This is a genomic window from Superficieibacter sp. 1612_C1, from assembly GCF_015234305.1.
In the GTDB taxonomy this organism is placed as follows: Bacteria; Pseudomonadota; Gammaproteobacteria; order Enterobacterales; family Enterobacteriaceae; genus Superficieibacter.
Genome location: NZ_JADGMI010000004.1, coordinates 244201 through 263271, shown reverse-complemented (window position 1 = coordinate 263271; position 19071 = coordinate 244201). Strand labels below are relative to the sequence as shown.

The following is a 19071-nucleotide window of genomic DNA, read 5'->3' as shown; positions in this document are numbered from 1 at the left end:
GATTTTAATGGTGCCCTTTACCCGGCATATGCGGATCGTCTTTGTACTCTGCCGTCGCGATCCACGCCGCGCAGAACAGCGTCAAACGGGCAAAGAAGTAGAAGAACGCCATCACGCCCAGCACCGAACCAAATGCCGCGCCGGAAGGCGAGGTAGCCAGCGAAGGCAGCGTCCAGGTCATGATGATTTTAATGACCTCAAAGCCTATCGCCGCAAGCAGCGTCCCGCGCATCAGCGCCTTGCGACGCGGACGGTGGCGCGGCAGACGCCAGAAGATCCAGAAGAACAGCAGATAGTTGGCGCAAATCGATATCGCCAGGCCGATCAGCTGCCAGACCGGTTTCAGCCAGTCGATGTAGTCCAGATAAAGCCAGGAGATAATTTTTTCCTGCGCCGCCCCGGCGATAGAGGTAATCGACAACGTGATCACCAGCGCGACCAGCAGACCGATCAGCGAGATAAAATCGCGAATATATTTTACCCAGAATTTTTCATCGTCCTGCGTTTTACTCTCCCAGACATCGCGCGACTGGGCGCGGATGGCTTCGCGCAGGTTGCCCACCCAGTTCACCCCGGAATAGAGCGCCACCAGCAGGCCGACAATCCCGACCGTGGTACGCTGCTGCACGGCGGTACTGATGGTACTTTTCAGGGTCGTTGCCGTGGTCGGGTCATTCACACTGTCGAGGATTTTATTGAAAATATCCTGCAAGAGCGTCGGGTGAGAGGCGAGGATGAAACCAGCGGCCGCAAAACAGACCATCAGGATAGGGATCATCGATAAGAAAGAGAAATAGGTGATGGCCGCGCCAAACTGATTACCCAGCCTGTCATTAAAGCGTTCCGTGGCGCGGATCAGGTGCGCAATCATGGGACGGCGCTGGATTTTTTCCGCCGTCTCCGTCACCGTCGCGATGACACCGCCGTCAGACTCTTTCTTTTCAGGCTCTGGCTTTTCCTTCTCGTCTTTCTGGGCATCCGGCGTTGTAGCCGGAGGATCGTCCGTTACCACCTTTTTGACGGGCTTATAGTCCAGCTCGGTTACGGGGCGCTTTTCATCATTTTCCGGCGTCATTAGAGAGAGATTCCTTTTTATGAATACGTGACGTATAAGGCAATTATAGTCACGGTTAATCGACGTAGGTTTTCATTACGCCAGTTAACCATTCCATAAACAGATGTACGCGCCGGGAGAGATTACGCCGGTGCGGATAAATCAGCGAGACCGGCATCGGCTGCGCGCGGTGCTGCGGCAGGATCTCAACCAGTTTTTTACTGCGCAACGCGTCCTTCACGCCCACCCGTGGAACCTGAATAATCCCCAGCCCCGCCAGACATGCCGCGTGATACGTTTCGGTGCTATTGACCGTTAAAATACCGCCTGCCTTCACCCAGCGTGTGACGTTATTGCTGTAAATTTCGAATCCTTGCGGACGCACGCCGGTATTCACCGCGTAGTAAACCAGGGCATGACTGGCTAAATCCTCCGGCGTTTCCGGATAGCCGAAACGCGCCAGATAATCCGGGCTGGCGCAGTTAATCAGTGACATCTTACCGAGCGGGCGGGCAATCAGACCGGAGTCCTTCAACGTCCCGACCCGCACCACGCAGTCAAAGCCTTCACGGATCACGTCCACCAGCCGGTCGCTGCTGCTGAGTTCGATTTCAATTCCTGGATACTGCTGTACAAAAGCGGGCAGGTGGGGAATGACCATATTTTTAGCCATCGCCACGGGCATATCCACGCGCAGTATTCCGCTCAGGCTGCCGGGATCGTGCTGGAACATGCCATCCAGCTCCTCCAGATTGCTGAGTAGATCCTTCGCCCGCTCGTAATACACCATTCCATCCTGCGTAAGCTGAACACGCCGGGTGGTGCGATGCAGCAACCGGGTCTGAAGCTGATTTTCGAGCGCCTGAATATGGCGCGACACGCTCCCTTTCGGTAGCCTGAGCGCTTCTGCTGCACGGGAAAAACTCTCCAGCTCTGCTACGCGAACGAATAATTGCATTGCGTAAATTTTATCCATCGCGGCCCCTTATTGTTGTTGTAAGTGAAACAGTAAAACACAAATTGCAATCTTTATTGATTCTTTAGCAGCTAATAAGCTGTTTCACAATCAACACAACGCTGAAATGAGGTTTTTATGAAGCAACGTATTGCATTAGTGACAGGTGGCAGCCGTGGTTTGGGGAAAAACGCAGCGCTAAAACTGGCGGAGCGGGGAGTTGCGATTATCCTCACTTATCATAAAAACCCGAACGCCGCGCAGGATGTCGTGCGTGAAATTGAGCAAAAAGGGGGCAAGGCGGTAGCACTGGCGCTGGATGTCGGCGATACAGCAGGTTTTGGCGATTTTATCGCTGAGGTCCACCAACGGCTTAATGACCTCTGGCAGCGTCACAATTTTGATTATTTAATAAACAATGCCGGAATCGGCTTACACGCCTCTTTTGCTGACACGACAGAAGCGCAATTTGACGAATTAATGAACATCCATTTTAAAGGTCCCTTCTTTTTGACGCAGGGCTTATTACCTCTGCTGGCTGATGGTGGGCGTATTCTGAATGTCTCAACCGGGCTGGCGCGATTTACGCTGCCGGGACACAGCGCCTATGCCGCAATGAAGGGTGCTATGGAGGTGCTGACGCGTTACCAGGCCAGAGAGCTGGGCGCGCGCGGGATCACGGTGAACAGCATTGCACCCGGTGCCACTGAAACCGACTTCAGCGGCGGTGCGGTACGTGATAATGCGCAGCTTAATCAGTTCGTCTCTTCACAAACCGCGCTGGGACGAGCAGGCTTGCCGGAGGATATCGGCAATGCCATTGCTGTGCTTTTAAGCGACGAACTCCACTGGATGACGGCGCAGCGGGTAGAGGTTTCTGGCGGGATGTTGCTGTAATAAAAATCAGCTTTTCTTATGAGAAAAGCTGACATTACTTTCATTAATCTTAAATAGAATGTTTTTTCACTTTTAATGCTAAATATTACTTTGTAACAAACTCTTGGGAAATTCCCCTTCCCCTTTTGACACAGGCTCGTTAATATCCCCCTGAATTAATATTAATAATATGCCTACCGTTTATTCCTTTCAGGAAATCCTTAATAAAAGGTTGATGTAAATCACTAATTTGTAATAATTATGCCACGGCGGTAATTATTGACGAACATTATCTTTTACTTCTCATCATCATCGGTAAAATGCCCCAGGCTAAGCAGCAAGTATTTATTTCAGCTTGCTGAGAATACCCTTCCACCATGCTTATGGGTCAATAGCTTTTCGATGGAGAAAGAGTAATGCAGGTGATCATGTTTGACAGGCAGTCAATATTTATACATGGAATGAAGATAAGTTTACAGGAGTTGATTCCGGAAATAGATATCCAGGGGCTCAGTCAGGCAGAGGATCTGTGGCGTTGTCTGGAGGATCGCCCCGAGGCTATTTTAATCCTCGATGGTGATATAGAGCGCGATCTTTGCCAGTCCATCCTTCAGGAGAAAAACGAGCGTTTCCCCCAGAGTCGGGTGTTATTGGTGGCGTCTGATTGTACGAAAGAGTGGTTACAGGACGCGTTGCGTTATAACGTCCTGGCGGTCGTACAGCGCGATTCAGAGCCTGATAAGTTCGCGATAGCGATTAATAGTGTGGCAATGGGGTTGATGTGTCTGCCAGGTGACTGGCTGGTAACACATGAAGAAAGTGACAACGATCAGGAGTTACAGCACCTTAGTAGTCGGCAGCGCGAAATACTGAAGCTACTGGCCGCAGGTGATTCTAATAAACAAATTAGTCGTACGCTGAATATCAGCGCCGGCACGGTTAAGGCTCACCTTGAGTCTATTTACCGCCGCCTTGATGTTAAAAATCGTACTCAGGCAGCGATGATGTTTAACGAAACAAGCTGCCACTAACGCGTCCCGACTTCACCACCCTGAAGAAATAAGGCGCACTCAGCCTGACGTTGCGGCGTCAGGCTGTTAATCTTCCTTCCATTAAGCACAATCGCTTTTTCCCATTCTGCCAGCGCCTCATCAAACTGGCGGGCGTTAATATGTTTGAGGATCGCTGACTGGTAAAACGCTTCATTACCACAACTCAATGCCAGGGAAACCAGGGCGTCATATTGCGGCTGATTCAGACTAATTTCCAGGCACTGTTGCAGCAAACATTGGCAGCGCTGAATATCCAGGATCAGCAGGGCTTCAGCCGTTTCTGGCGTTAGCGGGCCGGCAAAGTTTTCATAGCAGGCGATCATATGCCCATAGCCAATCACCCAGAGTCCACTTTCATCCTGATATTGTTCCAGGTTAAGTCCCTGATATTTTTTTATCAGCTCAATGCCTGCCAGACTAATCGTTAACGGTTGCTGCGCCATAGTTATTTCCTCCTGTTACTGGCTGGCAGTCTAAGGTAAAGCGCGGAGGGGAAACACTTGCCAGATGGCCCAGGGTGAATTCGCAGACAAAAAAAATGCCGTTGTGGAGATGCATAGATCACTGTATTGAAACAGAATTTGTTATATCTTTTAACCGCACTTTACAATCGGTTTCATTTTTAGGCGGCGCGGGAAAGAGAATGGTCACCAGTACAGCACACCAGATTCGCGAGCAGTTTGAACACTGCCTTGCGATCATTCGCCAGGCATCGCTGGAAATTTTGCTCCTGCTTAATGTTAAGGTGACGGAAGGAAAAGACCCGCGCTGGTTTTTGGATCAGCTGGATCAGGCCCGTCTGAGTCTTGGCGGCTGGGCCAGCGTCGCACAAAGGCTTAATCTGAATGATGCGCAGATGAGCCGTTTTACGCTGCACTTACGCCATCTCCAGCAGTGGGTTCCGCAGTATGAACGCGGGCAGGAGGTGAGTCATCATCAGTTGATTGTCGCTCTGCGTTTCGTGACGGAGCTGGAGTATCTGCGCCAGAAACAGCCGCTGTTGAAATTCTCTGCGCCGGAAGAGGCAGACACTCGCGCTCAGCAGCAGGCTCAGGAGCAATTACGCACCCTGGAGCTGACGCTCAAAGCCCTGATCGCTCAGGCCTGGCCCGATCCGGTGCGTCTTAATAACCAGCTAAAAATACAGTTTGGTGCCGACAAAGTGCGGCGCTGGCTTAAACTGGGTGAACGTCACGATGTGCTGAGCGGGATGCGCTTTAGCGAGCTGGCCCTGATGCTGGTCGATAAAAAAGAGTTTGCCCGCCACTATGCTCCGCTGTTCAACGACCCCTCCACGCTCAGTTTGTTTGTGGAACCCCGCGCCACGCTGCAACATTTTCTCGAAGACTGCCGGCAAATCCGTAACAGGGTGATTGCCGGAGAGCCGCTAAGCCTGGCGCAGCGAGCGTTGCTCGATCACTACAGTCAGCAAATTATCGCCCCGGTTCAGCAAGCTTTTGCGCTTAATAAGACTCGCGTCAATCCTGCCGCGTTTATTTCCCGCCAGGAGAGCGAGCTTGAGGATTTCTGGGAGAGTGCGCGTAAGAAGGATCAACTTTCAGGCGGCGACAATACCGAAATCAGCGACAGCATTGAGCGGCCCGAACCCCGGCGCAAGCGCTCGGCGCAGGAACGCGATCGGCTTATTTCCGTGATGTTGTGGGCGCTGGTTGGTATTACCGTGCTGGGTATGTGTGGCGGCGGATTATGGATGATCAATCAGAGTAGCGCCACGCCGCAAGCCAGCGCACAAAGCGGCGGAAGCGGCGTTAAGGTGGAACGCGAACCGGCCTCCCCGCGTGAACAGCTGACCAATATGGGCATCACCTGGGATGCCAGCAACCTGCGTTCTGCTATCGATCGCAATGATGCGCAGGTGACGCAGCTTTTTCTGCGCGGCGGCATGAACTGGAAGCTTTCGTGGACCGAAGCCGCTCACGCGGCCGGGAATGATAAGGTGCTGACGTTGCTGTTGCGTTACCGTCTGCAAATGGATGAGAGAAGGCCCTGTCGCCGCTTTATGACCACCGTCGGTTCCGCGATGGCGCAGGGCGGTGCGTTAACGTCGATGCGTAAGGAGTATCTTCAGGCTTTCTGTACCGCGCCGCTGGTCGTTGAGCGGCAGCGCTATGATACTGAACAGGCAAAACGGCGGGCAAAGGCGCAGCCGGACGCGCAGAATAAAAAATGGCTGGCGATCCAGACTGCGATTTACAACGAGGTGCACTAGCCGCGCGGCGGTTCGCCATACAGCGCAATCAGACGGCGTACCACGCCGTTAGTCCAGCCGAAGCCGTCCTGCAACGGGTATTCGCCACCGCCACCCTCTTGCGGCGTGCTGTCGGCAATATGATATTTCTCGACCAGCTTATGATGCCGCTGGTAAACGTGGTTGACCGTTTTCAGCCAGCAGTGGGCGATCTCATCGCCCAGCGCATCGTTGCCGTAAAGCTTGAAGCCCTGGATCGCCATCCACTGTAGCGGTGCCCAGCCGTTGGGTTTATCCCACTGTTCGCCGCTTTCAGAATCGCTGGCCATGATCCCGCCCGGCGTGAGCAGACGTGCACGCACGATCTCAGCAAGACGGTCGGCCTGGTCATGCGTCGCCATACCGGTATAAAGCGGCACAATACTGGCCGCTGAGAACCGCGCCTGCTGCTCGCGTCGCCAGTCATAGTCACGGAAGCAACCTTCTTTTTCATCCCACAGATAGTGGGTCAAGGCAGCGCGGCGCTCAGCCGCCTTCTGACGGAATTTTGTTTCCGTCTCCCGGTCGCCTTTGACGCCTGAGATATTGGCGATGGTACTTTCCAGCTTGAACAGGAAAGCGTTCAGGTCGATAGGGATGAACTGGGTCGTCCTGATACTGGCGAGACGGTCAGTATCGCGCAGCCAGCGGGAAGAGTAGTCCCAGCCGGAAGCCGCACCTGCGCGCAGATCGCGATAAACTTCATTCGCCGGACGGCTGGAGTGCTTCGCGGTTTCCACATCTTCCAGCCAGGATTCGTCACGCGGCGTATCGCGGTCGTCCCAATAGCGATTAAGCAGCGCGCCGTTAGGCATACGCACCACATGGCGATAGCCCTGATTCAGCATCAGCGAGTCCGCACCGTCCATCCAGAAGTTGTATTCCATCAGCAGATGGTCGAGGTAACGACGCGCGCCGCGCACACCATCCTCTTCAAACAGTTCAACCATCAGGGCAAACACTGGCGGCTGGGAACGGCTCAGATAATAGGTACGGTTGCCGTTGGGAATATGACCGTACATTTCGATCATCCAGGCGAAGTTATCCGCCATGCATTTCAGCAGATCGCCACGGCCGCTTTCCGCCAGCCCCAGCATAGTGAAATAGGAGTCCCAGTAGTAGGTTTCGCTAAAACGTCCGCCCGGCACGATGTAAGCCTGCGGCAGGGCGAGCAGCGACGACCACGGGATATGATCCTGCGGCTCACGCGTCAGCGTTGGCCAGAGGTTATCAATATGCTCTTTCAGGGAGTGCTCAGGATTCGAGATGTATTCCTTACTGTAATCCTGTGGTAGCCAGAAGTGCGCATTAACAAACTCGCGCAGATCGAACCCCGGCCGACGTTTAACCCGGCGGTAGCGGATAAGAATATCCAGCGGATCGATTTTCGGTGCACAGTCCGGAAACGTTTTGCTGTCGGCAAAAATACGCGTGGACTGCACATGCTCAAAGAGTTCGAGATAACGATCGGCAGGCGTCAGGGCATCGGATGCCGGGAACCCTTCGATCATCTCCGGCTCCGGCTCGACCTCGGTCATTTCATCCAGTTTTAATTCGCATGGATCGGTTGCGTAGTTGAGCGCAATATCAAGCATCAACTCTTCCTCCACACTGCGCATTTTCTGGTTGAGCATAATGACAAAAACCTCCGGATTAGGTCGTTTTAATACACGGGTGTAGCCCGGTTCATCTTTAAGGGTAGACATTCGACGCGATCATTGATCGGCAAAATGTGCGGTAGATCACACTTCTTTGTGAGCAAGTAAAGAGCAAAAAACGTTCAGGTCGCTGTTAATAAACAGGAAAAATAGAAGTAGTTATTGTTGGCCCGTTTTCACTTTCAGAGTAATTACTTTACGGCATTGGGCCGGGTGAAAAGGGCAAGGCTTGATTATATCGTTGTCAGGTTAAGGAATAAACAGGAGTAGGTGACAGGTATTGTAAATGAGGGTTAATGAGTTATGCACTACTGCCTGAGTCAGCGTTGGTGCAGGTAGCTGAGAACCGCTTAGCGGCAAAGTGACCTGGTCTGGCTGTTTTTTATTAATATTGATTTTTATCAATAACATAGGGATGATTATTTTAACCGTCCGCGTTTATTCCCCTCGCTCCTTTCCTGTCTTGAGCGGTTTTATGTGACACACAGCACAAAAAAATACCAACTCTATTGAAGCAACTTTGCGGCAGGTATAGGTTTAAGTCACTTGAACATGGTTGTACATAGACAACCATAACCAACAGTAGATATGTTACACGACGCGCTTACAGGGAACAGAGGTGTTTATATGTCCATTGCAACCCGTTTTGATGATGATTTGATGCTTTTAAACCATGCTGGTATTGAGCGCGAGGCGCTGTTCCGCGAGGTCAATAACCTGTTGCATAAAAAAGGCCTGGTCGAAAACTCTTACCTCCAGGCGCTTATTCACAGAGAGGAAAATAATCCGACTGCAATGCAACTGGAAAAAATTGGCGTCGCGATCCCTCATGTGGATGTAGGACACGTCAGGGAGGAAAAACTTGTTGTGGTGACGTGTCCGGAAGGCATTGTATTTAAGCAGGCGGAAGATCCCGATAACGTCATGAAAGTTCATGTTGTCTTTTTTCTCCTGTTAAAAGAAAAAGATGCTCATATTGATTTTCTGATGAAACTTATAGGGTTATTCAGACAAACCGAAAAAATGGATACGCTTTTAACTACCACATCACCTGAAGAAGTGAAAAAACTCCTCGCAGAAGTTCTTAATTAAAACAGCACGCTAATTAATTAAACGTACCCGGAGATTATCATGAATAAGAAAATTATTTTTGCATGTACTAGCGGAATTGCTACCTCAGCGGTTGCGACTGAAAAGGTTGTTCAGTATTGCAAAGGCAAGGGCATTAATGTCGAACCTATTCAGTCGAATATCGGGACTATCGGAAAACAGGACGGTATGGCTGATTTAATTATTGTCACTTCAGCCGTAAAAACTGAGCTTAATACGCCAGTTCTGAATGGTCTTCCGCTTCTGACTGGCTTTGGTGAAGAGGAATTATTGGAAAAGATCGTAGCCATCCTTAATAAATAAAGGTGAGCATGATGGATAAAGTATTCTCTGCGGTCCAGTTTATTCTGGGACTCGGGCCGACGATTATGTTGCCAATAATTATTTTTATTATGGCAATATGTCTTCAGACGGGGTTTAGCCGGGCATTACGTTCGGCGTTGACAATTGGCATGGGGTTTATCGGTATTTTTCTGGTTTTTGGTCTGCTTGTCGATAACCTTGGGCCAGCGGCAAAAGAAATGGTTAGCCATACGGGCATTGATTTACCGGTAGTGGATCTGGGCTGGACGCCTCTCGCTGCGATTGCCTGGGCTTCACAGGTTGCTCCCTTCGTTGTACCCATGACTATTGGTATTAACGTATTGATGTTAACGCTCAACTGGACCAAAACGGTTGATATTGATGTCTGGAATTTCTGGCATTTTTCAATGGTCGGCGCGATGGTCTACGGGGTTACCGGCAACTTCTTCTTTGGGCTGCTGATTGCTGGTTTTACCGCTGCGTTGACCTTCGTAATGGCTGACTGGTGTGCGCCGATGATCCAGAAATATTTCAATCTTCCGGGTATCTCATTGCCAACACTATCATCGGTAATTTTCTTCCCGATTGGCGTACTGGGAAATATGGTGCTGGATAAGATCCCCGGCCTCAACAAACTGAATGCGGATCCAGATCAAATCCAGAAACGATTTGGTGTCTTTGGCGAACCGATGATGCTGGGAGTAATTCTGGGGGCGGGCATTGGTCTGCTGGCGGAATATGACCTCAAGGGCGTACTGAACCTGGCGATGAGCCTGGGTGCGGTGATGTTAATTATGCCTCGCATGGTGAAATTATTGATGGAGGGCCTGCTGCCGCTGTCAGATGCTGTTCGCAGCTTCCTGCGCAAGCGTTATCCGGATCGCCAGGACCTGTATATTGGCCTGGATATCGCCGTGGCGGTGGGGCATCCCTCAGTACTCTCTACCGCGTTGCTGCTGATCCCGGTTGGCGTATTGCTGGCGGTCGTGCTGCCGGGCAACAGATTGCTGCCGCTGGGCGATCTGGCGAACATCTGGGTGCCAATTTCAATGGTGGTGCTGGCCTGCCGTGGGAATATCGTGAGGGCATTTATTATCGGAATCCCATGCCTTGCAATGAATCTGTATGTTGCCTCTGCGGCTGCGCCAATTCTGACCAGAATTGCCAGGAATATGAATTTTCCGCTGAAAACCGACGGCGAGATTTCAAGCCTGCTGGATGGCGGTAACCCATATCGCTTCTGGGCTGTAAAAGTCTTTGAAGGGAATGGCATCGCACTGGCGCTTATTCCTGTCATTCTGTTGCTTTGCCTGTGGCTATATCGGGTTACTAAAAAGCAGCTTCAGGCAGACGAAGCGGCAGAAAACAATGACGCAACGGTTAGCGATATTCCGGTAGTGAAATAACCTTGATTATTCTGAAGCAGATACTCTCTGCTTCAGAATAAAAACAAACGAAGTCCCTTGCAAAAAAGAAGGGGAGAGTAATGTATACGATCGGAATCGATATTGGCACGACTAATTGTAAGGTGTGTTTGTTCCAGGTTCCTTCTCTTGAGTTAATTGATCAGTACAGTTTCAGAACGCCGAAAGTTGTTGATGAAAATAATACTGAATTTGATATTCGCTTGATATGGGACGGGGTGGTACACGGTCTTAAAATCCTGACCTGTAATATCAATGATGAGATAAATGTTAGTGCCGTCGCGGTTGCCAGTGTCGGTGAGGCAGGTGTGTTATTGGATGCAAACGATAATATCATTGGTCCATCTTTAACCTGGTATGACACACGGCCAAAGCAACAATTAGAAAAAATTCTCTCTACGCTGGACATTGAGGATGTTTATAAGATAACCGGTATCCCAGCTCACTCTAATTACAGTATCAATAAAATAAAATGGCTGCATGACAACATTGAACATGCGGAGAAGGGGCAGAAATGGTTATGCCTGGCAGAATATATTGCATTTAAATTATCAGGTGAGAAACGTTCGGAGTATTCCCTGGCCTCGCGAACAATGGCTTTAAATATTGCAGAAAGACGCTGGGACGAAAAAATGCTTGCAGCTGCGGGAGTCGCACCGTCTTTATTCAGTCCCCTCGTGCATGCGGGTACGGCGATGGGTCATATTACCCATGAGGTTTCCGGGCTGACAGGATTAACAACCGATACACTGGTTACCATTGCCGGACACGATCATATGTGTGGCTCGGTGGCTGTTGGTCTGAATGATGAAAACCAGATCCTGAACTCCACTGGCACAACGGAAGGTCTATTGGTCGTGACAGAGACGGTAAATAATACCGGGCATTTTTTCCGTGCGCGTGTTTCAAACGGAATACATGTTCTCCCTGGTCTCCATTCTTTATATGCCTCGCTACCTTCTGCGGGTTATGCAATTGAGTGGTTCAGGAATCTGTTCGAGCTGGATATGCCAGCTTTTCTCAGGATGGTGGATACGCTCAGTAATGAAAAGGCGTTGGTTGCCGCTGAGGCAATGGACGGCATCTTTATACCTCATTTGCGGGGGAGTGGACCGCCAGATCGCAATACCTGGTCCAGGGCGCTGATCTATGGACTTGACGATAAATCCCGACCTGAAGACGTACTGCGCTTTGTTTTTCAGGGGTTGTGCTTTGAACTCAGAAATTTGCTCGATTTGTACGAAACCCTGACAGGGCGGCGCTACCCAGTGGTTAACGTCATTGGTGCCGCTTGCAAAAATCCGTACTGGTTGCAGCTTAAAGCAGACATTCTGAATCGGGAAATAGTGGCCTGTAACGTGGATGAAGCCGTAAGCAAAGGGGCTGCTATTCTGGCGGCTAAAGCTGCCGGCATGGACATTGATAACGGTTCTGCGGCTGCGACAGAACAGATGAAACGTTATGTACCGACGCCTGATGCAGTAGCGCATTACGAGTATATTTTTACTCAGATATATAAACCGCTTTATGAATCCAAGATGCGTACCGAGCATCTTTGCTATGGAGTTAACTAATGAAAGCCAGCGTTTACTACAGCAAAAATGATATTCGTTATGAAGAGGTCGATGAGCCTGAGATTGGCGATGGTGACATGTTGATAAAAATGCACTCTTGCGGGCTGTGCGGAACCGATATCCACAAGGCGCAGCACCAGACGGTAACCGGCCCGGTTGTGCTGGGGCATGAAGTCTCCGGAGAAGTCGTTAAAATCGGCAAAAACGTCACCCGCTATCGTGTGGGAGAGCGGGTGGTCACCGCCATTCATGTTCCCTGTTTTAACTGTCACTACTGTGACCGGGGCTATTTCACCCTCTGCGATCAATTCAAAAAAACCAACCTTGAACCGGGCGGTTTTAGTGAATTTATTCGTCTGCCACAACTGCACGTTGAGCATCTGACGCACCGGATTATTGACGACCTGGACTGGGATCGGGCGGCGATGATCGAGCCGGTTGCCTGCTGCCTGCATGGGCTAAAATCCGCCAACATTCATGCCAAAGATACCGTGCTGGTACTGGGCGGCGGCACTATCGGACTGGTTAGTGCACAACTGGCGGTGCTTAAAGGTGCGTCCACCGTGATCGTCTCCGATCTTTCACGTTTTAAACGCCAACTGGCGCTAAAGGTGGGCGTCACCCACGCAATTAATCCGGTAAATGAAGATCTTGAGACACGCGTGGCGGAAATTACCCAGGGAAAAGGGCCGGATGTTGTGATTATTGCGGCCGGGGTTTCCTCGCTGGTTTCTCAGGCGGTAAACGTCGTCCGTCGCGGGGGCAGAATCATCGTATTCTCTCCTTTCGACAAAAACCCAAACGTTAATATTGATGCGGGACGCTTATTCCGGGATGAAATTTCGCTTATTGGCACTTACTCGCTCACGCCGTATGAAATGAAAGAGGCCATTGAAATTGTTGAAAAAAATAAAATCAATACCCGCGATATGATTACCCATACCTGGCCGTTATCACGTATCGGCGAAGCGATTGAGTTTGCTGCCAATCCTGAAAATGAGGTGTTGAAAGTCATTATCAAAGCTGACGAATAATCGGTTGAGGCCATAATCGCAGGACGGCCGATGGTTTTCCCTGCGAGAATCGGGTTGTTGCGCTGAGAGTGTGATGTTGATCATATAGTTAGATGTTCAAAAAACCTGTATTATCGTAACTTGTTCATAGTTGTATACAGATGATCTGCACACAGGAGAAGCACAACATGAGTACCGTACTAAAAGATTCAGAAATCCCGTTATACATGCAGGTTTCTGAATGGATCCGCGAAAACATTTATAAGGGAGAACTGGGTAAAGGCGATCGCATTCCGTCTGAAAATCAGATCATGGAAATTCTCCATGTCAGTCGGGGGACGGTTAAAAAAGCCGTGACCATGCTGGTTAAAGAAGGTTTGTTGGTTCAGGTCCAGGGAAAGGGCACATTCGTTAAGAAAGAAAACATTTCTTACGCGCTTGGGGAAGGTTTGTTGTCTTTTGCTGAGTCGCTGGAGAGCCAGCATTTATCATTTACCACCGAGGTCATTGATTCTTATATTGAGAAAGCATCGAAAAGTGTCGCTGAAAAATTAAGAATAGAGACGGGCGCGCCCATTCTTTATCTTAAACGCATTCGCAGTGTCGAAGGTGAAAGAGTCATGTTGATTGAAAACCGAATCAATATTGCCCAGTGTCCAGGTATTACCGACGTTGATTTTAATAAGCAAAATCTTTTTCCGACGGTTGAAGCGTTGTCCGGACAGAAGATTGTTTATTCCGAAAGCCGCTATGCAGCAAAAATAGTTGGCAGTGAGCGAGGACATTACCTCGAAGTGAATGAAGATGCTCCGGTTTTGCATCTGGAACAGTTGGTTTTTCTCGAAAATAAAATGCCATTTGATTTAGGCAATGTCTGGCTTAAATCAGATAAATATTATTTAGGTACTATTCTGCAACGAAGATAGAGGATAATGCTATGCCATTAGTTAACGGTAAAATCTTGCTGGACCGTATTCGTGAGAAACGTGTCCTTGCCGGTGCGTTCAACACCACGAATCTGGAAACCACGATTTCAATTCTTAATGCCATTGAACGCTCAGGCCTGCCCAATTTTATTCAGATTGCGCCTACCAATGCGCAGCTGTCAGGCTACGATTATATTTATGAGATCGTAAAACGCCACGCCGATAAAATGGATGTGCCGGTAAGTCTTCATCTGGATCACGGCAAGACCTTTGATGATGTTAAGCAGGCGGTACGTGCAGGTTTTACTTCCGTCATGATTGATGGCGCAGCATTCTCCTTCGAAGAAAATATTGCTTTTACCGCCGCCGCCGTAGATTTCTGTAAATCGTATGGCGTACCGGTAGAAGCCGAGCTGGGCGCAATCCTGGGGAAAGAGGACGATCACATCAGCGAAGCAGACTGTAAAACAGAGCCTGAAAAAGTACGCACCTTTGTCGAGCAAACCGGCTGCGACATGCTGGCAATTTCCATCGGCAACGTTCACGGTCTGGATGATATTCCACGGATTGATATTCCTCTACTGGCAAAAATTGCCGAAGTCTCGCCGGTGCCGCTGGTGATCCACGGTGGCTCCGGGATTGCAGAAGATATTTTGCGCAGCTTTGTGAATTATAATGTCGTGAAAGTTAATATTGCCAGCGATCTTCGCAAAGCCTTTATTACCTCAGTCGGCAAAGCCTATGAGCAGAATAATAATGAAGCGAACCTGGCGCGCGTCATGGCATCGGCGAAGCGGGCTGTCGAGGATGATGTTTATTCTAAGATCCTCATGATGAATAAAGGACATCAGCATTTACGTCAAGCCTCCTGAAAATCAGTATAGCGGAAAGAAAGATGATTAGACAAAGCGTCAGAGTAGTAAACAGCACCGGACTTCATGCCAGGCCAGCAGCGTCTCTTGCTAAACTTGTGAAACAATATTCTTCTTCATTAACGCTGGTTAATAATGGTAAAGAGATCCACATCAAAGGCATGATGAGTATTCTGGGTGCTGGCGTCAAAGGCAATACGATGATTGACCTTATCTGTAATGGTGACGATGAGCATGAGTTAATGAAAGCGCTAAAAACAGCCTTTGCCGACGGTTTCGGTGAAAAAGAGTAGCGTGATTAAATAATTCTAATTTTCCTCGCCGTCAGGGTGAGATATACATTCAGAAAGCTGAGAAATTTATCTGCATTTCTCAAGGCATTTCTATTGTCTTTTCTCACCCGATAATTATTTGTTGCTCGTTTCCTTTAATGACCCGGGAGTCATGATATGAAAGCGTTAAATCTTTATTCGGTCCAGGATGTAAGATATGAAGAAACGCCACGACCAGTGATAACCGCGGATGACGATGTCATCATTAGCGTGCAGGTCGCGGGTATTTGCGGTTCGGATATTTCGCGCTTTGGCAAACTCGGCTCTTATCAGCCGGGGCTGACCTGGGGCCATGAATTTTCTGGCGTAGTGGCAGAGACCGGCGCGGCGGTTAAAGGATTAAATAAAGGCGACCGCGTCACCGCCTGCAACTGCTTCCCCTGCTTTGAGTGTCAATATTGTCAGCAGGGCCGCTACGCGCATTGCGTTGATCTGAAAGTGCTTGGCGGACATAAAAACGGTGCGTTTGCAGATTATATTCGGCTGCCTGCCCGCAACGTACTAAAACTCCCGGATACCATGGATTTTGCGACCGCCAGTTTTATTGAGCCTTCCAGCGTGGTTGTCCACGGATTACGTCAGGTGGATATAAAAGCAGGCTGTCGGATGGCCATTGTTGGCTGCGGCACCATCGGGCTTCTGGCGGTGCAGTGGGCAAAAATCTGTGGTGCTGGAGAGGTATTTGCCTTTGATGTCGATCCGCAGAAGCTGAGTATTGCCAAAGCGACCGGGGCCGATCGTACGTTCTGCGTGCGGGACGACGACCACCTTTCGCAATTTAACGCGCTTACCGCAGGCTGCGGCGTGGATATTGTGATTGAGTCCTCCGGTAACGCCGCAGGCATCGCCAGTTCTCTGCTGCTGGCGGCGAAAGGCGGAAGTATCGTCCTGTTAGGTATTCCCTATGGGGACGTTGCATTCCCGAGGCTCAATTTCGAGAAAATTGTGCGTAACGAACTTAAGGTCTGCGGATCGTGGAATTCTATTTCAGCGCCATTTCCCGGCCAGGAATGGAAGACATCCATTGACTATCTGAGCGCCGGGAAAATTAATATCAAGCCGCTTATTACCCGCTACGTCTCCCTTGAGGAGGCTCCTGCACTTTTTCCGGCCTTGTATAAGCGGGAGACTTTTTTTGTAAAAGTGCTGATTGATATCGGTGGGCAGGAATAAAGCGTATTAGGGGGTGGCGGCTTCGCCTTGCCCGGCCTATAAAAGCATTATTATCAAATGGTTAGCTCTGATCGTAGGCCTGTGCAAGCGCAGCGCCGCCAGGCATAACTCCACGATATAACGGTTATCAGCAGTCTGAGCCCCGTAAAATACGGGGCCTGAGATTTACCGCATCGTCACAAACTCTTCCGCTCCGGTCGGGTGAATGGCAACGGTATTATCAAAATCTTTCTTGGTTGCGCCCATCTTCAGCGCCACCGCAAAGCCTTGCAGCATTTCATCCATGCCGTAGCCAATACCGTGGATACCGACGATTTTTTCCTCTGGCCCGATGCAGACCAGCTTCATGCGGCACGGCTGACGGTGAGAGGTGACGGCGGTATACATCGCCGTAAAGGACGATTTATACACCTTAACCGCATCGTCGCCGTACTCTTCACGCGCCTGCTCTTCGCTCAGCCCGACGGTGCCGATCGGCGGATGGCTGAACACCACGGTCGGTACATTGCTGTAGTCGAGATGCTCATCCGGCTTATTGTTAAACAGGCGCTCGGAGAGGCGGCGGCCTGCGGCGACGGCGACGGGCGTTAGTTCAATCGCGCCGGTGACATCGCCTACAGCGTAAATACCTTCCACGCTGGTGTTCTGGTATTTATCGACCTCAATATAGCCTTTTTCACTGGTGCGCACGCCTGTTGCGGCCAGGTTGAAATTGTCAGTGGCAGGTTCGCGTCCCACCGCCCAAATCAGGCAGTCCACCGTCTGCGAGCGGCCATCTTCCAGTTCAAGCGTCAGACTGCCGTCGGCATTTTTCACCACCGCTTTCGGTACCGCATGGGTGTGCAGGGCCGGGCCTTCGGCGTTCATAACTTCCACCAGTGTTTCGGACAGCATGTTATCAAAGCTACGCAGCGGCGCGTGTTTACGCACAAAAAGATGCGCTTCTGCGCCGAGACCGTTAATGACCCCAGCCAGTTCGACGGCGATATAGCCTGCGCCGACGACCGCGACACGTTCAGGCAGTGCAGGCAGTTCAAAGAAACCATCGGAGTCGATGCCGTATTCCGCACCCGGGATATCCGGATGGATCGGACGGCCGCCGGTAGCGATCAGGATGTGATCGGCGGTGATCGTTTCACCGTTCACTTCCAGTGTTTTTGCATCGACAAAACGGGCGAAGCCCTTAATCACGTCGACCTGATTTTTACCCAGCACGTTATCGTACGAGGTATGAATACGATCGATGTAGGCCGTCCGGCTGGCGATGAGCGTGTCCCAGTTAAAGTGGTTAATCGTGGTATCAAAACCATAATCCGGGCCGTACAGATGGATCGCTTCGCGGATCTGCGCCGCATGCCACATCACTTTCTTCGGCACACAGCCAACATTTACGCAGGTGCCGCCCAGCGCTTTTGCTTCAATCAGCGCGCATTTCTGGCCGTACATGGCCGCACGGTTGATGGAGGCAATGCCACCGCTGCCGCCGCCGATGGCAACGTAGTCGTAATGTTTCGTCATGACTGTTCCTTACACCTGAAAAGAGAGCGGATACGCCAGGCGCATCCGCAGAAATAAGTGGATTGTAGCGCGCGATGGGTTAGCGTCCACCGATGGCTGCGATTACTCCGGGACGACCCAGCTTACGGTAGCGTGTCCAATACCGGTCGGCACCAGTTTGCTGTGCAGCCACGGCAGCACGTTATTCATCTGCTGCTCCAGCTTCCACGGCGGGTTAATCACAATCATGCCGGAGGCGGTCATGCCATGCCTGTCGCTGTCCGGACGTACCGCCAGTTCGATTTGCAGAATGCGGCGAATCCCGGTCGCTTCCAGCTCTTTAAGCATGCGCTTGATTTGCTGGCGCAGCACCACCGGATACCACAGCGCATAAGTACCGGTGGCAAAACGTTTGTAGCCTTCGTGGATACCACTTACGACCGCCTGATAGTCGGATTTAATTTCATACGGCGGGTCGATGAGGATCAGGCCGCGACGTGATGCGGGTGGCAGTTTGGATTTTAACTGCTGATAGCCGTCGGCGCGTTCCACGCGGGCGCGGTTATCTTTCTGGAACTCGCCGCGCAGCAGCGGGAAATCGCTCGGATGCAGCTCGGTCATGTGCAGACTGTCATGTTCGCGCAGCAGCTGGCGGGCGATCAGCGGCGAACCAGGGTAGTAACGCAGCTGGCCGCTACGGTTGAAGTGTTCAACCACGTTGATGTACGGCTCCATCTCGGCAGGCAGGTCGTCCTGTAGCCAGATGCGCGCGATGCCTTCGAGATACTCGCCAGTGCGCTCGGCGTATTCGCCACTTAACTGATAACGGCCTGCGCCCGCATGGGTGTCCAGATAGAGAAACGGTTTATCTTTCTCTTTCAGCGATTCAATGATCAGAGTCTGAACGGTATGTTTGAGGACGTCGGCATGGTTGCCAGCGTGAAAGCTGTGGCGATAACTGAGCATAAAAAAGCGAATTCCGGGAAGTGAACACAATGACGGAC

General features: G+C 50.7%; 18 protein-coding genes. 12 read left to right on the top strand and 6 right to left on the bottom strand.

The genetic code is table 11. The features are described from left to right. Positions 1–4: 4 nt before the first annotated feature. Both yhjD and INT84_RS15330 read right to left on the bottom strand, forming a co-directional pair. Positions 5–1075, bottom strand: a complete 1071-nt coding sequence (yhjD, locus tag INT84_RS15335) for an inner membrane protein YhjD (protein WP_194207481.1) — start codon at positions 1073–1075, stop codon at positions 5–7. Positions 1076–1130: 55 nt separating this feature from the next. Beyond that, the gene (locus INT84_RS15330) at positions 1131–2030 is read right to left on the bottom strand and encodes a LysR family transcriptional regulator (protein WP_194207480.1); all 900 of its coding nucleotides are present in this window, start codon (positions 2028–2030) and stop codon (positions 1131–1133) included. Positions 2031–2147: 117 nt separating this feature from the next. Here INT84_RS15330 and INT84_RS15325 point away from each other — a divergent pair, with 117 nt between their 5' ends. Together INT84_RS15325 and INT84_RS15320 are read left to right on the top strand one after the other, a co-directional pair. Then, positions 2148–2906 carry an SDR family NAD(P)-dependent oxidoreductase gene (locus INT84_RS15325; protein WP_194207479.1) on the top strand — a complete coding sequence of 253 codons (759 nt, stop codon included), beginning with the start codon at positions 2148–2150 and terminating at the stop codon, positions 2904–2906. 395 nt (positions 2907–3301) lie between these two features. Further along, positions 3302–3916 carry a response regulator transcription factor gene (locus INT84_RS15320; RefSeq protein WP_194207478.1) on the top strand — a complete coding sequence of 205 codons (615 nt, stop codon included), beginning with the start codon at positions 3302–3304 and terminating at the stop codon, positions 3914–3916. Here INT84_RS15320 and INT84_RS15315 read toward each other — a convergent pair. Then, positions 3913–4380 (bottom strand): lysozyme, encoded by a 468-nt coding sequence (locus INT84_RS15315; protein WP_194207477.1) that lies wholly within the window; start codon positions 4378–4380, stop codon positions 3913–3915. The genes INT84_RS15320 and INT84_RS15315 overlap by 4 nt on opposite strands. A gap of 200 nt (positions 4381–4580) precedes the next feature. Here INT84_RS15315 and INT84_RS15310 point away from each other — a divergent pair, with 200 nt between their 5' ends. Then, positions 4581–6167, top strand: coding sequence for an STY4199 family HEPN domain-containing protein (locus tag INT84_RS15310; protein WP_194207476.1), 1587 nt, complete (start codon positions 4581–4583; stop codon positions 6165–6167). On the opposite strand, the gene INT84_RS15305 is transcribed toward INT84_RS15310, so the two are convergent. Continuing rightward, positions 6164–7819, bottom strand: coding sequence for an alpha,alpha-trehalase (locus tag INT84_RS15305; protein ID WP_194207715.1), 1656 nt, complete (start codon positions 7817–7819; stop codon positions 6164–6166). The two genes, INT84_RS15310 and INT84_RS15305, sit on opposite strands and share 4 nt — an antisense overlap. A gap of 651 nt (positions 7820–8470) precedes the next feature. Here INT84_RS15305 and INT84_RS15300 point away from each other — a divergent pair. The 9 genes from INT84_RS15300 to INT84_RS15260 all read left to right on the top strand — a co-directional run bounded on the left by INT84_RS15300 (position 8471) and on the right by INT84_RS15260 (position 16570). Then, positions 8471–8935, top strand: a complete 465-nt coding sequence (locus tag INT84_RS15300) for a PTS sugar transporter subunit IIA (protein ID WP_194207475.1) — start codon at positions 8471–8473, stop codon at positions 8933–8935. Positions 8936–8974: 39 nt separating this feature from the next. Then, the gene (locus INT84_RS15295; protein WP_194207474.1) at positions 8975–9256 is read left to right on the top strand and encodes a PTS sugar transporter subunit IIB; all 282 of its coding nucleotides are present in this window, start codon (positions 8975–8977) and stop codon (positions 9254–9256) included. Between the two features lie 8 nt (positions 9257–9264). Next, complete coding sequence (locus tag INT84_RS15290; RefSeq protein ID WP_370529677.1) at positions 9265–10662, top strand: PTS galactitol transporter subunit IIC; 1398 nt, start codon at positions 9265–9267, stop codon at positions 10660–10662. A gap of 80 nt (positions 10663–10742) precedes the next feature. Beyond that, entirely contained in the window at positions 10743–12254 is a 1512-nt protein-coding gene (locus tag INT84_RS15285; protein WP_194207473.1) for an L-fuculokinase, read from the top strand. After that, positions 12254–13288 (top strand): zinc-dependent dehydrogenase, encoded by a 1035-nt coding sequence (locus tag INT84_RS15280; protein WP_194207472.1) that lies wholly within the window; start codon positions 12254–12256, stop codon positions 13286–13288. Before INT84_RS15285 ends, INT84_RS15280 begins: the two co-directional genes overlap by 1 nt. A gap of 167 nt (positions 13289–13455) precedes the next feature. Next, positions 13456–14193 (top strand): GntR family transcriptional regulator, encoded by a 738-nt coding sequence (locus tag INT84_RS15275; RefSeq protein WP_194207471.1) that lies wholly within the window; start codon positions 13456–13458, stop codon positions 14191–14193. An 11-nt stretch (positions 14194–14204) separates the two neighbouring features. Next, positions 14205–15065, top strand: a complete 861-nt coding sequence (locus tag INT84_RS15270; protein ID WP_194207470.1) for a class II aldolase — start codon at positions 14205–14207, stop codon at positions 15063–15065. Positions 15066–15088: 23 nt separating this feature from the next. Next, on the top strand, positions 15089–15358 hold the full coding sequence (locus INT84_RS15265) for an HPr family phosphocarrier protein (RefSeq protein ID WP_194207469.1): 270 nt from the start codon (positions 15089–15091) through the stop codon (positions 15356–15358). Between the two features lie 156 nt (positions 15359–15514). After that, positions 15515–16570, top strand: coding sequence for a galactitol-1-phosphate 5-dehydrogenase (locus INT84_RS15260; protein ID WP_194207468.1), 1056 nt, complete (start codon positions 15515–15517; stop codon positions 16568–16570). Positions 16571–16735: 165 nt separating this feature from the next. Here INT84_RS15260 and gorA read toward each other — a convergent pair whose 3' ends face one another. Beyond that, positions 16736–18088 (bottom strand): glutathione-disulfide reductase, encoded by a 1353-nt coding sequence (gene gorA, locus INT84_RS15255; RefSeq protein WP_194207467.1) that lies wholly within the window; start codon positions 18086–18088, stop codon positions 16736–16738. Positions 18089–18190: 102 nt separating this feature from the next. After that, positions 18191–19033 (bottom strand): 23S rRNA (adenine(2030)-N(6))-methyltransferase RlmJ, encoded by an 843-nt coding sequence (locus tag INT84_RS15250; RefSeq protein ID WP_194207466.1) that lies wholly within the window; start codon positions 19031–19033, stop codon positions 18191–18193. Between the last annotated feature and the right edge of the window lie 38 nt (positions 19034–19071).